The organism is Saccharopolyspora erythraea (assembly GCF_018141105.1).
In the GTDB taxonomy this organism is placed as follows: domain Bacteria; phylum Actinomycetota; class Actinomycetes; order Mycobacteriales; family Pseudonocardiaceae; genus Saccharopolyspora_D; species Saccharopolyspora_D erythraea_A.
The window spans coordinates 1,632,346-1,646,302 of the sequence record NZ_CP054839.1; the positions used below are offsets into that span (position 1 = coordinate 1,632,346).

General features: G+C 71.7%; 14 protein-coding genes. 6 read left to right on the forward strand and 8 right to left on the reverse strand.

The window, feature by feature from the left end; genetic code table 11:
- Window positions 1-29: 29 nt before the first annotated feature.
- Both HUO13_RS07560 and HUO13_RS07565 read left to right on the forward strand, forming a co-directional pair.
- Window positions 30-1,214, forward strand: a complete 1,185-nt coding sequence (locus HUO13_RS07560) for an erythromycin esterase family protein (protein WP_211900720.1) — start codon at window positions 30-32, stop codon at window positions 1,212-1,214.
- A gap of 152 nt (window positions 1,215-1,366) precedes the next feature.
- The gene (locus HUO13_RS07565) at window positions 1,367-1,699 is read left to right on the forward strand and encodes a YnfA family protein (RefSeq protein WP_211900721.1); all 333 of its coding nucleotides are present in this window, start codon (window positions 1,367-1,369) and stop codon (window positions 1,697-1,699) included.
- A gap of 60 nt (window positions 1,700-1,759) precedes the next feature.
- Here HUO13_RS07565 and HUO13_RS07570 read toward each other — a convergent pair whose 3' ends face one another.
- The gene (locus HUO13_RS07570; RefSeq protein WP_211900722.1) at window positions 1,760-2,107 is read right to left on the reverse strand and encodes a cupin domain-containing protein; all 348 of its coding nucleotides are present in this window, start codon (window positions 2,105-2,107) and stop codon (window positions 1,760-1,762) included.
- Here HUO13_RS07570 and HUO13_RS07575 point away from each other — a divergent pair.
- On the forward strand, window positions 2,106-3,596 hold the full coding sequence (locus HUO13_RS07575) for a PLP-dependent aminotransferase family protein (protein ID WP_249124519.1): 1,491 nt from the start codon (window positions 2,106-2,108) through the stop codon (window positions 3,594-3,596). The two genes, HUO13_RS07570 and HUO13_RS07575, sit on opposite strands and share 2 nt — an antisense overlap.
- 117 nt (window positions 3,597-3,713) lie before the next feature.
- On the opposite strand, the gene HUO13_RS07580 is transcribed toward HUO13_RS07575, so the two are convergent.
- Window positions 3,714-4,058 (reverse strand): ArsR/SmtB family transcription factor, encoded by a 345-nt coding sequence (locus HUO13_RS07580; protein WP_211900723.1) that lies wholly within the window; start codon window positions 4,056-4,058, stop codon window positions 3,714-3,716.
- A gap of 96 nt (window positions 4,059-4,154) precedes the next feature.
- Here HUO13_RS07580 and HUO13_RS07585 point away from each other — a divergent pair, with 96 nt between their 5' ends.
- A complete protein-coding gene (locus HUO13_RS07585; protein ID WP_211900724.1) occupies window positions 4,155-6,041 on the forward strand; it encodes a heavy metal translocating P-type ATPase in 1,887 nt (628 codons plus the stop codon).
- Between the two features lie 99 nt (window positions 6,042-6,140).
- On the opposite strand, the gene HUO13_RS07590 is transcribed toward HUO13_RS07585, so the two are convergent.
- The 4 genes from HUO13_RS07590 to HUO13_RS07605 form a co-directional block, all read right to left on the reverse strand.
- Window positions 6,141-6,728 (reverse strand): DUF1349 domain-containing protein, encoded by a 588-nt coding sequence (locus tag HUO13_RS07590; protein WP_211900725.1) that lies wholly within the window; start codon window positions 6,726-6,728, stop codon window positions 6,141-6,143.
- Between the two features lie 152 nt (window positions 6,729-6,880).
- Complete coding sequence (locus HUO13_RS07595) at window positions 6,881-7,303, reverse strand: universal stress protein (protein WP_211900726.1); 423 nt, start codon at window positions 7,301-7,303, stop codon at window positions 6,881-6,883.
- Between the two features lie 154 nt (window positions 7,304-7,457).
- A complete protein-coding gene (locus HUO13_RS07600) occupies window positions 7,458-7,634 on the reverse strand; it encodes a DUF397 domain-containing protein (protein WP_211900727.1) in 177 nt (58 codons plus the stop codon).
- 18 nt (window positions 7,635-7,652) lie between these two features.
- Window positions 7,653-8,495, reverse strand: a complete 843-nt coding sequence (locus tag HUO13_RS07605; protein WP_211900728.1) for a helix-turn-helix domain-containing protein — start codon at window positions 8,493-8,495, stop codon at window positions 7,653-7,655.
- A 118-nt stretch (window positions 8,496-8,613) separates the two neighbouring features.
- Here HUO13_RS07605 and HUO13_RS07610 point away from each other — a divergent pair, with 118 nt between their 5' ends.
- The gene (locus tag HUO13_RS07610; RefSeq protein ID WP_249124520.1) at window positions 8,614-8,892 is read left to right on the forward strand and encodes a hypothetical protein; all 279 of its coding nucleotides are present in this window, start codon (window positions 8,614-8,616) and stop codon (window positions 8,890-8,892) included.
- Between the two features lie 141 nt (window positions 8,893-9,033).
- Window positions 9,034-9,615, forward strand: coding sequence for a TIGR03086 family metal-binding protein (locus tag HUO13_RS07615; RefSeq protein ID WP_211900729.1), 582 nt, complete (start codon window positions 9,034-9,036; stop codon window positions 9,613-9,615).
- Window positions 9,616-9,693: 78 nt separating this feature from the next.
- On the opposite strand, the gene HUO13_RS07620 is transcribed toward HUO13_RS07615, so the two are convergent.
- Both HUO13_RS07620 and HUO13_RS07625 read right to left on the reverse strand, forming a co-directional pair.
- Window positions 9,694-12,198, reverse strand: a complete 2,505-nt coding sequence (locus HUO13_RS07620; protein ID WP_211900730.1) for a DEAD/DEAH box helicase — start codon at window positions 12,196-12,198, stop codon at window positions 9,694-9,696.
- A gap of 109 nt (window positions 12,199-12,307) precedes the next feature.
- Complete coding sequence (locus tag HUO13_RS07625; protein ID WP_211902727.1) at window positions 12,308-13,945, reverse strand: thiamine pyrophosphate-binding protein; 1,638 nt, start codon at window positions 13,943-13,945, stop codon at window positions 12,308-12,310.
- Between the last annotated feature and the right edge of the window lie 12 nt (window positions 13,946-13,957).

Sequence of the window (13,957 nt, forward strand, 5' to 3'; positions counted from 1 at the left end):
CGAACCTGCCCTTCGACGATGGAGACCTCATGGGAAGACCGGCTGACGACGTGGTCGCGGACTGGATCAGGCAGCGCGCCCACCCGTTGACCACCTCCGCCCCGGACGCACCGGCAGCCGACCTCGCGCCGCTCGGCGACATGCTGCGCAGTGCCGAGGTCGTCGGGCTCGGTCGCCCCACCCACGGCTCCCGCGAGCTGACCGAGCACACGCACCGCATCCTGCGCTTCCTGGTCGAGCGGCTGGGTTTCCGCTCGCTCGCCGTCGAGGACGACTGGGCCAAGGGCGTCGAACTGGACGAGCACGTGCGCACCGGCGCGGGAGATCCGCGTGAGCTGCTCACCGACGCCTGGCCGCACTACAGGACCGAGGAGCTGCTCGCGGTCATCGGCTGGATGCGCGCCCGCAACCAGCGGCATCCCGATGATCCCGTGCGCTTCGTCGGCGTGGACGTCAGCGGCGCGCAGGGCCTCGCCTACGACGCCGTGGCCGACCACGTGCGCCGCAACGCACCCGAGCGCCTCGCGGAACTGGCCGCCCACCACGACGCTCTGCGCGGCGGGGTCGGCGCCGAGGACGCCGTCGAGGTGGCCGAACGGGCCCACGACCTCGTCGCGGAACTGCCGAGCGCCCCTGGCCGGGCGCTCGCGCTCCAGCACGCGCGGGCGATCGTCGGCCATCACGCGACCGCGGCGGCCGACGACCACATCGAGGAGCTCGAACCCCGCATGGCCGACAACCTCGTCCAGTGGCACGAGCACACCGGCCACAAGATCGTCTACTGGGGAGGCTGCACCCACACGTGCGTCGGCCACTCCCGCCAGGTCAGGTTCTCGACCGGCGCATCGGGCTCGCACCGCAACGCGGGCAGCCGGCTGCGGGAGCGCTTCGGCACCGGCTACGTCTCCGTCGGCATGACCTTCGGCCGCGGAACCGTCCAGCCCGGGGGCACCCCGCAACCCGTCCCGTCGCCACCGCAGGGCTTCACCGAGGCGGTCCTCAGCCGCGTCGACCTGGCGCAGTACGCGCTCGATCTGCGCACCGGCGGTCCGCCTGCCGTGCGGGACTGGCTCACCTCGCCCGCGAAGCTGCGGTTGTTCGGCCCCTCTCCCGACCCCGTGGACGACCCGAGCCACATGACCGGCGGCCCGCTGGCGGAGTTGTTCGACGTCCTCGTGCACACCACGCGAACCGGCCCGGTCCGGTACCTCTAGCGGTGGCGGGTCCGGGATCCGGATCCTGATTGGTCGGCACGATCACCCCGGACGGCGTGCTGCACGAGGGAACCGTGACGGGCATCGTCGGCATCTCGCGGTGAGCAGGTCCCCTGCACTGTCGGCGTTCCGGCCCCGCATAGCCTTTGGCCATGCTGGTCATCCTGCGCTCCGTGGTCCTGTTCGTGATCGCCGCCGTCGCCGAGATCGGCGGTGCGTGGCTGGTCTGGCAGGGCGTGCGGGAGCAGCGCGGGCTGCTGTGGATCGGTGCCGGGGTGATCGCACTCGGCCTCTACGGCTTCGTCGCGACCTTCCAGCCGGACCCGAACTTCGGCCGCATCCTGGCCGCCTACGGCGGCGTCTTCGTCGCCGGTTCGCTGCTGTGGGGTGTGGTCATGGACGGCTTCCGGCCGGATCGCTGGGACCTGATCGGCGCTTCGATCTGCCTGGCCGGTGTCGCGGTCATCATGTATGCGCCGCGCTAGTTCCAAGGCCGTGCGGTCGGGGCTTTGAGTGCCGCAGGGGTCCGGTCCTCGGGCCGTCGCCTAGTTTCCGTACTGCATCGTCTCGGGGCGCTCGACCAGAAGCGTGTGAGCGGACTGCTCGGCCACAGGGCGATGCCGAATGCCTCTGGGCACGACGAAGATCTCGCCCGCGTTGAGCGTGACGGGTTCCCGCCCCTCCAGCTCGATGCGGAAACTGCCGTCCCAGCAGAGGAAGAGCTCGTCCTCGTCGTGGTGGTGCCAAGGGAACTCGCCCTCCAGTCGAGCGACGCGGACCACGGTGTCGTTGACCATCGCCAGCTCCCGCTGCTGGAAGGGTCCGGGCAGGGCCGCGATGGCCTCCGTGATCGAAGTTGCCCCGGCGGGCTCGTTGATCGCTTCTCGTGTCATGCGATCCATCCTCGGCGCAGGCAGGTCGCATCCCCAGAGCCAATGCAGCAGAATTGGTTTGCATATGATGCCAATTCATCTGACCGAACGCCTTGGCCGCTGGTCGTCAGGCCGCGGACCGCTGTACGTGCTGCTCGCGGCACGTCTGCGCCAATTGATCGACGACGGTGAGCTGCCCCCGGGGGCCCTGCTGCCACCTGACCGCGTCCTCGCGTCAGCTCTCGCAGTCGGTCGCAGCACTGTGGTCGCCGCCTACGACCTGCTGCACGGCGAAGGCCGGATCGTGCGGCGGCAAGGTAGTGGCACACGTGTGTCCGGCTCCCCGTCCACAGCGGCACCCGACACGACCGGCGCCCCGGTCTTCCTGCACCTGCTGGAGCCGAGTGACGACGTGATCGCGCTCGCGTGCGCCGCACCCGACTCCCCACCGCCGGAGTTGGTGGAGGCGTACGAGCGGGTGTTGCCCGAACTAGCGGCGACCACCGGGGACATCGGTTACCACCCAGGTGGTCACATCGCCCTGCGCCAGGCGATCGCGGAGCGCTACGCGCAGCGCGGGGTACCGACGGAGCCGGATCAGGTCCTGGTCACCACTGGCGGCCAGCAGGCGTTGTCCCTGCTTGCTCGCGCCTTCGTCCGGCCAGGCGATCAGGTGCTGGTCGAGGCGCCTACCTACCCTGGCGCGCTGGAGGCATTCCGCGAGGAGGCGGCCGTGCTTCGCGCGCTGCCGCCAGGGCTGGGTGGATTCGAGGCGGCGGCGCGCGACCACCGCCCGTCCCTCGCCTACGTGATCCCGACCTTCCAGAACCCGACCGGCGCAGTGCTCCCGCCACTGTCGTGCCGGAGGCTGGCCGAGGCGGCAGGCGACGCGGCCGTCCCGCTGATCGAAGACGAAGTCCTGGCAGAACTGGGTTTTCCCGGCGAGGAGACGCCTCCTCCGCTGGCCGCCTATGCGGATACCGTGATCACGGTCGGCTCGTTGAGCAAGATCGTCTGGGCAGGGTTGCGCGTCGGCTGGGTACGGGCGCCCGCGCCGGTCATCGCCCGGCTCGCGCGGCTGCGGGCGGTGCACGACCTCGGCGGCAACATTCCCGCGCAGCTCGCTGCCGCCGATCTGCTGCCGCGCCTTGAACCGCTGCTGCGGCGGTGGGCTGCGCAACGGCAAGCCTGCCACGACCACCTGCGGGCCGAACTGACCCGGCAGTTGCCCGACTGGGAGGTGCCGCCCGTCCAGGGCGGGCAGACGCTTTGGGTCCGGCTGCCGCGCGGCGACGGCGACTCGTTCGCGCAAACCGCGCTGCGCCACGGCGTCGCAGTGCTGCCGGGAGGCGGCCTGGACGCCGCAGGAGGCAGCGAGGAGTACGTGCGCATCCACTTCCTCCACACCCCGGACGATCTCAGCCAAGCCGTCCGCCGTCTGGCGCGGGCATGGCACGCCTATCGCCCGCCCGCCGAGCGAACCACCTCGCGGGCGGTACTCGCGATGTAGCCCGGCAACGCAGATCGACCCGTGAGTCTTCTGGGCTGTAATGGCAACCCGAAAGGCAGATGGCGTGCTTGACGATGCCAGGACGTGGCGACCGACCAGGACGCCCACTGCGGCAGCTCAGTCGGAGACGCCCAACCGCAGGTGCTCGATGTGGTACACGGCCTCGTCGAGCAGCTGCGCGACGTGGTTGTCGTAGAGCGAGTACACGACGCTGCGCCCGGACCGGTTCCCGGTGACGAGGCCGAGTGAGCGCAGCAGTCGCAGCTGGTGCGACACCGCCGACTGCTCCATGCCGACCGCCTCGGCGAGGTCGGTGACAGACAGCTCGCCCTGCCGCAGCTCGCTGAGGATCAGGAGCCGCGACGGCGTCGCCAGCGCCTGCAGCGTCTCGGCCACCGAGGCCGCCGACGCCGCGTCCAGCCTCGCGGCGGGAGTGGCCTCGCTGTCGACTCCGTGCCCCATGTGCGCAGTCTAGCCACCACCCACATATGAACACCTGATCAGTTGTTCATGTATCGTGCGCGGTCGTACCGCCCCCGACCGCTTGAGGAAGCCTCGATGCGCGCACTCACCGAGCCCACCTCGGCACCGACGACCGGCACGCCGTCCCCGACGCGCCGCTCCCTGCTCGCGCTGCCCGAAGCGCGCTGGGCGGCCGGGTCTCTGCTGGCCTTCCTGCTCGGCCTCGGCACCGAACTGGCGGGCGGCCCCGCCTGGCTGGCCTGGGCGCTCTACCTCGCCTGCTACGCGACCGGCGGCTGGGAACCGGCCCTCGAAGGGCTGCGCGCGCTGCGCGAGCGGACGCTCGACGTGGACCTGCTCATGATCGTCGCGGCGATCGGCGCGGCCTCGATCGGCCAGGTGACCGACGGCGGGCTGCTGATCGTCATCTTCGCCACCTCCGGGGCGCTGGAGGCCTACGCCACCGCCCGAACCGAGGACTCCGTGCGCGGTCTGCTCGACCTCGCCCCCGACACCGCCGTCCGCGTCACCGACGGCGTGGAGGAGACGGTCCCGGCGGCGGAACTGCGCGTCGGCGACGTGATCGTGGTGCGCCCCGGCGAGCGGCTCGGCGCCGACGGCGTGGTCGTCGAGGGCGCCAGCGACGTCGACCAGTCCACCATCACCGGCGAGTCGCTGCCGGTGACTCGCACGACCGGCCACGAGGTCTTCGCCGGCACGCTCAACGGCTCGGGGGCGCTGCGGGTGCGGGTCGGCCGCGACGCGTCGGAGACGGTCATCGCCCGCATCGTCGAGATGGTCTCCGAGGCGAGCCGGACGCAGGCTCCGACGCAGCTGTTCATCGAGAAGGTCGAGCAGCGCTACTCGGTCGGCGTCGTGGTCGCGACGCTGGCGGTGTTCGCGGTGCCGATGCTGTTCGGCGACAGCCTGGAGTCCGCACTGCTGCGCGCGATGACCTTCATGATCGTCGCCTCGCCCTGCGCGGTGGTGCTGGCGACGATGCCGCCGCTGCTGTCGGCGATCGCCAACGCCGGACGGCACGGCGTGCTGGTGAAGTCGGCGGTGGCGATGGAACGGCTCGCCGAGGTCCGGCGGGTGGCGCTGGACAAGACCGGCACCCTGACCGAGGGCAGGCCGCGGGTCACCGAGGTGCGGGGCGAACCCGGACACGACGCCGACGAGGTCCTGGCGCTGGCGGCCGGTGCCGAGCACCTGAGCGAGCACCCCCTGGCGCGCGCGATCGTCGCAGCGGCCCGGGAACGCGGGCTCGACGTGCCGCCGGCCGACGACTTCCAGGCCGTCGCGGGACATGGCGTCTCGGCCGCGGTCGGTGGCAGGCGGGTCGAGGTGACCCGGCCGGCGTCCGACGGCGGATCCGCCGGCACCATCGTCGTGGTCACCGTGGACGGCATGGCGGCGGCGGAACTGGAGATCTCCGACCGGCTGCGCCCCGACGCCGCGGCGGCGGTGCGGGCCCTGCGCGAGGTCACCGGCACCGATCCGGTGCTGCTCACCGGTGACGGTGAGCGCGCGGCCGCCCGCGTGGCGGACGAGGTCGGCATCAGCGACGTCCGCGCCCGCCTGCTGCCGCAGGACAAGGTCGCCGCCGTGCGCTCCAGCGGCGAACCGACGATGGCGGTCGGCGACGGCGTCAACGACGCGCCCGCCCTCGCCGCCGCGCACAGCGGCGTGGCGATGGGCCGCGCGGGCGCGGACCTGACGCTGGAGACCGCCGACGTCGTCGTGGTGCGCGACGAGCTCTCGGCGGTGCCTGCGGTCATCGACCTCTCACGGCGGGCCCGGCGGCTGGTGAAGCAGAACCTGGTCATCGCGGGCACCTTCATCACCGTGCTGGTCGTCTGGGACCTCGCCGGGCACCTCCCGCTCCCGCTCGGCGTGGCCGGCCACGAGGGCTCGACGGTAATCGTCGGCCTCAACGGTCTGCGGCTGCTGCATCGCGGCGCCTGGCGCGTCCGGCGGTGACGAGGCCGCCCGCGCTCCGACGCCGGCAGAGACGGCGGTCTTCCGGACGCTGGGCGGCAGAGCGTGGATTCCCCGCCTCCGGCGGGAAAAGCCAGCTCCTCAGCCTTCGGCGTAGGTGAGGCCGGAGAAGCGGACCGGGAAACCGCTGCCATCCGGCGAGGCGCACATCGGCCCCGCCTCGGCCTCCACGCCCGGCGGGAAGTACGCCAGACGCAGCACGGTCCGCGGCTCCTCGCCCTCGGGGGCGTAGCGGATCGTGACGGTGTCACCGCTGCGGTGCATCTCGATCGTCACCGACTCGACGTCGCCGTGCACGGCCTGCAGCGGCACGACGTTCCAGTCCGAGACGTCGCGGGTCACCACCGCGCTGAGCAGTTGTTCGCCGTCGACGTACTCGATGCCGGTCTTGATCCAGTTCGCCTCGTCGAGCCGCAGCAGCAGGCCCGCCTGGTCGTACTGCTCGCGGTAGTCGCCGAAGAACCGGGTGGTGAGCCGGAACTCGGCACCGACCGGACGCAGCAGCGCGTGCCCGGTGTCGCGGACGAAACCGTAGTGCGTGGTGCGCCAGAAGTCGGTGCCGCCGTCGGCGGTGGCGGTCAGCCCCGCGTAGGAGAGCCAGTTCTCCGGTGGGTTGAGCCACCGCCAGCCATCGAACCCGAACAGCGTCTGGTCCTCGACCCGCTCCATGCCCACCGATCCCGTTGGCCCGCCGATCCGACGACTTCAGCCTAGTGGAACCGCCGGGCGCTCAGCGAACACCGCCGAGCGGTCGACACCGGCCGGACGGCGTTCAGCGGACCGCGCTCAGCGCCTGCCAGCAACGCCGGAGCGGACGGCGCTCAGCGGACGACCAGCACCGGGCACCTGGCGTGGTGCACCAGCTTGAGCGCGACCGAACCGACCATCATGCCGGTGAACGCGCCGTGGCCCTTGTTGCCCAGCACGAGCAGGTCGGCCTGCTCGGACAGGCCCACGAACTCGTCGACGATCTGCCCGCGCACCAGTCGCGGCCGGATGTCGACGTCGGGGTAGGCCGCCTTCACCGGATCGGTGATCGTCTCGAGCGAGTTGCGGGCGCGTGTCTCCAGCTCGGCGTCCGACGTGGGCAGCCGGTATCCGAACTGGACGGGCTGGCTCCAGACGGTGACCGCGTGCACGATGCCGCCCACGCGCTGGACGTAGTCGGCGGCCCAGCGCAGGGCGTTCCCCGACTCCTCGGACCCGTCGATTCCCGCTACGACTGTCTGCGGCTTACCCGCCATGGTCGAACTCCCTCCGGGTGCGCGCGCGTGACGCGGGAGGAACCCGCTCCGGCGCACCACCTATCGGACGTTCCGGACGAACTGCCTTGATCGTATGGCACCCGGTGGAGGGACGCCACAGTCAGCGGAGCGGGGCGACGGGCCCGCGGCGCGGCTAGCTGTCCAGCGCAGCGAGGAACGCCGACCACCGGTCGCGGTCGAAGACCAGGACCGGACCGTGCGGGTCCTTGGAATCCCGTGCCGCGACGCGGGATTCGGCGAACGCCACCTCGACGCAGTCGGCACCGTTGTCGCTGTAGCTCGATTTGCGCCACTCCACCTGCTCGAACATCTCGGTGCGCCTTCCGTGTCAGGTGACGGTACGAGCCTTGATCGCCGCCACCGAGTCTTCGGGCGACAACGCGACCGAGAGTAGCCGTTCACTTGATCGGATGTAACCGGCCACTTGGTCCTGGTCCTGCACGTAAACTGCCCCGTCCTGGATTTCGACGTAGCCGATTGACTGCGCGTCCGAGAAGTGCAGGACCGTGAACCGACCGCCCAACGCGACATGCGGACCGACTGAGGTCGGGAGCACTCGGATGTCGACGTTGTCCATGCTGGACAGTTCCACGAGGTGCTCCATCTGGCGGCGCATCACCTCCGGTCCGCCGATGGGCCGGTCCAGGGCCGACTCCTCCACCACCGCGGTCAACCCCAGGGGCGCGTCCGATGAGAGCCGGCGCTGCCTGGCCATCCGGAAGCTGACGACCCGCTCGTTGTGGTCGGGTCGAACGCGCTCGCTGGTGGCGGTCAGCGCCGCCGCGTAGTCCTCGGTCTGCAGCAGACCCGGCAGCACCAGCGGGATGTAGATGAACTCCGACTCGGCGATGCCCTCCAGCCCGACGAAGGTCCGCAGCCAGTCCGGCAGGACGTCCACCCACGGCGCCCACCAGGTCTTGTGGTCGGCTCGCGCGGCCAGCGACGAGAGCCGTTCGACGTCCCAGTGCGGTGCGCCGTAGAACTCCAGCAATCCGGCGATCTCCTGCGGCTGCGGGAAGTACCGCCCGTTCTCCAGGTGGGTGATCTTGCCGGGAGAGCAGCCGATCTCCTTGGCGGCCGCCGCGCTGGTACGACCGGCCCGGACCCGGTAGTTGCGAAGTTCGACCCCGATGAGCCAACGCAGGGCCGAGGGATCACGTCGTTGCACCACAGTCCGCCTCCGAGCACACCAGTCCGTTCGCAACAGTGTGTATCCGATCAGGCGCGGTGCGTGCACAACCACCCGGCCGAGTTATCGCCATTCATCAACATTTACATCATCATCTTCGGTGTTCACGGCACACAACCTGGAGGCCGAAGTGATGGAGCCCGAGGAGTTCATGGCGGAGCTGCGCGAGCTGGTGCGCGACGAGGCGCCGAAGGTGTTCGCGCTGTGCGAGGAAGTCGGCGACCGGGACGACGGGTACGTCCGCTACTGGGGGATGGAGTTCGACGACAGCACGCGGGTCGTCAGCCCGTTCGGGGAGATGACCGGCAGCTTCCAGTCCCCCGAGCGCGCCCACTTGCTCCTGTCGCGCGAGCAGCCGCTGCACCTCGTGTGGGCGTGAGACGCCGGGCCGCGGGGCATGCGCGGCGGCGTGCCCCATCCCGGCCACGGCAGACGCACGCCGCGGCACTCCTTCGGCGAGCACGCGTGTCGGTAGGGCGCTCTAGCCTCGAGGACCCGTGCGCTACCCCGAGGAGACTCGATGATCGACCTGAAGCCGGCCTGCCGGGAGATGATCGGCCTGTTGGCGGGCGTGAGAGCGGAGCAGCTCGCCGACGCCACCCCGTGCAGCGAGTACACCGTCGCCGACCTGATCGCCCACATCGACGACGTTGCTCAGGGCTTCGCGGTGTTCGCCGGGGCAGATGTTCCGGCGACCGGCAACGGCGCGAGCGCGACCGGGACGAACGCGCCGGACGTCGTCGGCGACCGGCGGGACGCCGCCAGGCACGTGCGAGCGCTCGGCGAAGCGTGGGACGCCCCGACTGCCTGGCACGGCAGCACCGACACGGGCGATGTGGAGCTGCCCAACGAAGTGTGGGGCAAGATCGCGCTCACCGAGGTGGTCGTGCACGGCTGGGACCTCGCGCACGCGACCGGCCAGCGCTTCGAGCTGCCCGAGGACGCGCTGCGCGCCTGCCTCGATCACGTGTCCGAGTTCGTTCCCCGCGCGCCCCTCCCGGAGCTGTGGGGGACGGCCGTGGACGTCCCCGCCGTCGCCCCGCTGATCGACCGGATCGTGGCCATCACCGGTCGCGCGCCGCGGCCACCACTGGCCGGATGACCTTCCGGGCCGCCACGGCCGAACCCGGAACGGGCAGCGCTCGGAACCGCCAAGCGAGGTGAGCCCGAAGACAGCCGCTCAGAGCTGGTCGACCGAGGTCACCCGCACCACGGCCTCGCCCGCCTCGTCGGACTCGGCGAGGTCGACCTCGGCGCTGAAACCCCAGTCGTGGTCGCCCGCCGGATCGTCGAAGATCTGGCGCACGACCCAGCGGGCCTCCTCCTCGGTGATCATCAGCAGCGCCGGGCCGCGCGCGTCGGGGCCGGTGCCGATCTCGTCGTGCTGCTCGAAGTAGTCGTCCAGCGCGTCGGCCCAGCCGTCGGCGCCCAGCTCCGGGTCCAGCGCGCCGAGCTGCTCGTGCTCGCGGCGCGCCGCCAGCTCGACGCGGCGGAACAGCGCGTTGCGGACCTGCACGCGGAAGGCGCGCTTGTTCGTCGTGACCCGCGCCGGTCCCTCCTCGACCGGAGACGCCCCCGCGGAGGCGGCCTCCGCCTCCGGGTTGCGCAGCCGCTCCCACTCGTCGAGCAGGCTGGAGTCGACCTGGCGGACCAGCTCGCCCAGCCACTCGACGATGTCGCCCAGCTCCTCGGTCTTGGCGTCGGCGGGCACCGTGTGGCGCAACGCCTTGTAGACGTCGGCGAGGTAGCGCAGCACCAGCCCTTCCGAGCGGGCCAGCCCGTAGTGGTTGACGAACTCGACGAAGTTCATCGCCCGCTCGTACATGTCGCGGGCCACCGACTTCGGCGACAGCTCGTGCTCGCCGACCCACGGATGCCCCTTGCGGTACATCTCGTAGGCCGCCTCCAGCAGCTCCTCGAGCGGCTTGGGGTGGGTGATGTCCTCCAGCAGCTCCATGCGCTCGTCGTACTCGATGCCGTCGGCCTTCATCTGCGCCACGGCCTCGCCGCGCGCCTTGAACTGCTGGGCCGAGAGCACCTGCCTCGGGTCGTCCAGAGTGGACTCGATGACCGAGAGCACGTCCAGCGGATACGACGGCGAGTCCACGTCGAGCAGCTCGATGGCGGCCAGCGCGAACGGCGAGAGCGGCTGGTTGAGCGCGAAGTCGAACTGCAGGTCCACCGTCAGGCGCGCCCGGCGGCCCTGCTCGTCGGGCTCGTCGAGCTGCTCCACCACGCCCGCCGCCAGCAGCGCCCGGTAGATCGCGATGGCCCGCAGGATGTGCCTGCGCTGCGCGGGGCGGTCCTCGTGGTTCTCGGTGAGCAGGTGCCGCATCGCCGCGAACGCGTCGCCGGGGCGGTTGATGACGTTGAGCAGCATCGAGTGGCTGACCACGAAGCTCGACGTCAGCGGCTCCGGCTCGGCCTCGACGAGCTTTTCGAAGGTCTTCTCGCTCCAGGAGACGAAGCCCTCGGGCGCCTTCTTGCGCACGAGCTTGCGCTTCTTCTTCGGATCGTCACCGGCCTTGGCCACCGCGCGCTCGTTCTCGATGACGTGCTCGGGCGCCTGCACCACGACGTAGCCCGCGGTGTCGTAGCCCGCGCGCCCGGCCCGGCCGGAGATCTGGTGGAACTCGCGCGCCTTCAGATGCCGGGTGCGGACCCCGTCGTACTTGGTCAGCCCAGTCAGCAGCACCGTGCGGATGGGGACGTTGATGCCCACGCCCAGCGTGTCGGTGCCGCAGATGACCTTGAGCAGACCGGCCTGCGCGAGCTGCTCGACCAGCCGCCGGTACTTGGGCAGCATCCCGGCGTGGTGCACGCCGATGCCGTGGCGCACCAGCCTGGACAGCGTCTTGCCGAAGCCGGCGGTGAAGCGGAAGTCGCCGATGGCCTCGGCGATGCGGTCGCGCTGCTCGCGGCTGGCGACGTTGACGCTCATCAGCGCCTGCGCCTGCTCCAGTGCCGAGGCCTGGTTGAAGTACACGACGTAGACCGGCGCCTGCTGGCCCGCCAGCAGCTCCTCGATCGTCTCGTGCAGCGGCGTCATCGCGTAGCGGAAGGTCAGCGGGATCGGCCGCTCGGCCGAGGAGACCACCGCGGTGCCCCGGCCGGTGCGGCGGGTCAGGTCGTCGCGGAAGCGGGTGACATCGCCCAGCGTCGCCGACATCAGCACGAACTGCGCCTGCGGCAGCTCCAGCAGCGGCACCTGCCACGCCCAGCCGCGGTCGGGCTCGGCGTAGAAGTGGAACTCGTCCATCACGACCTGGCCGACGTCGGCGCGGTCACCGTCGCGCAGTGCGATGTTGGCCAGGATCTCGGCGGTGCAGCAGATGATCGGGGCGTCGGCGTTGACGCTGCTGTCGCCGGTCATCATCCCGACGTTGGCCGCGCCGAAGACGTCGACCAGCGCGAAGAACTTCTCCGACACCAGCGCCTTGATGGGCGCGGTGTAGAAGGTCCGCCGCCCGGCGGCCAGCGCGGCGAAGTGCGCCCCGGTGGCGACCAGGCTCTTGCCGGAGCCGGTGGGCGTGCTGAGGATGACGTTGGCCCCGGTGACGACCTCCATCAGCGCCTCTTCCTGCGCGGGGTAGAGGTCGATGCCCTGGTGCGTGGTCCACGTCACGAACGCGTCGAGCAGCGCATCGGGTTCGGGGGTCGCTGGGAGCTGGTCGGTGAGCATCATCGTGCCCCCGATCGTCCCTGGTCAGCTTCTGGCGCACGCAGTCGGGGCCCCGAAGCGGCTCCGGCGCGGGCGGCGGTCACCGCCCGCGACCGCCGCCCGCCCGGCCGGCTCACTCGTGGGTCGGCGCGAACATGCGCAGCAGGGTCGGCAGGACCACCACGCTCGGCCCCGGGGAGCGCAGCGCGTCGGCGAGGTCGGCCCGCAGCGTCCCGAGGCTGCTGCGCACGGCGGGGACGCCGAAGGCGCCTGCCAGCGCGACGAAGTCGGGCCGCGACAGCTCGGTGGCGGTGGTCTGGCCGAACTCCCCGGTCAGGTACTCGCGCAGGATGCCGTAGCCGCCGTCGTCGACGATGAGCCACGTGACGTCCAGGCCGTGCTCGACGGCGGTGGCCAGCTCGGCGATGCCGTACATCGCGCCGCCGTCGCCGGAGACCGCCAGCACCCCCCCGCCGGTCGCCGCCGCGGCGCCCAGCGCCGCCGGGAAGCCGAAGCCGAGGCCGCCCGCGCCCTGCGCCGAGTGCATCGGCGCGCCGTCGGCGTTCCACGCCGACCAGGCCCAGTAGCCGAGGATCGTCATGTCCCAGAACGTCGGCGTGCCCTCCGGCAGCGCGGCCCGGACGTCGGCCAGCACGTGCTGCTCGCGCTCCAGCTCCTGACCGGCCAGCCGGTCGCGGACCTTCGCCAGCAGCTCGGCCACCGCCCGCTCGGCCCGCCCGTCGGGCCTGCGCCGCGGCACCCGCTCCAGCAGCGCGGAGAGGGCGAGCCCGGCGTCGGCTTGGATGCCCAGCGCCGGGTGGTTGGACTCCAGCTTGCCGGCGTCTGCCTCGACCTGGACGATCCTGCCGCGCGGGGCGAACCGGTGGTAGTTGCTGGACAGCTCCCCGAGCCCGGAGCCGAGCACGAGCAGAACGTCGGCGTCGGCGAGGAACTCGGTGCTGTGCCAGTCCTCCATCCACGACTGCCCGGACAGCGGGTGGTCCCAGCCGAAGACGCCCTTGCCGCCGAAGGTGCTCAGCACCGGGGCGCGCAGCGCCTCGGCCAGCTCCCGCAGCTGCTCCCCCGCCCCGGCGCGGGCGACGCCGCCACCGGCGAGGATGACCGGGTTCTCCGCGGCCGCGAGCAGGTCGGCGGCCTCTGCGATCAGCTCGGGCTGCGGGGCCAGCGGCGGTGGCGAGGCGCTGACCGTGGTGATCGGCGGCAGCCCGGCGGCGCCGAGCAGCACGTCCTGCGGGATCTCCACCCACGTCGGACCATAGGGCGCGGTCGCCGCGCTCTCCCACGCCGCGCGCAGCGCACCCGGGATCTGGCTGGCGGTGCGCGCGACGTGCACCGACTTCACGACGTCGCGGAAGCTGGCCTGCTGGTCGGGCAGCTCGTGCAGGTAGCCGCGGCGTCCGCCGCCCAGCCCCGCCGCGGGGACCTGGCTGGAGATGCCCAGGACGGGCACCGCGGACGCGCGGGACTCCTGCAACGACGCGAGGGTCAGCAGCGCTCCGGGACCGGTCGAGACGATCATCGGCGTCACCGGCACCGGGCCGCCCTCGGCCAGCTTCGCCCGCGCGTGGCCGTCGGCGGCGAAGGCGAGGTTGTTCTCCACCCGGGAGCTGACCAGCCGCAGGTCGGGGGCCCGCCGCAGGGCCTCGAACAGGCCGAGCGCGTGCTGGCCGGGCAGTCCGAACACGGTCCGCGCGCCCAGGGCGCGCAGCGTCTCGACCACCAGGTCGCCGCCGATGCGGGCTTCGGTCATGTGGATCTCCTC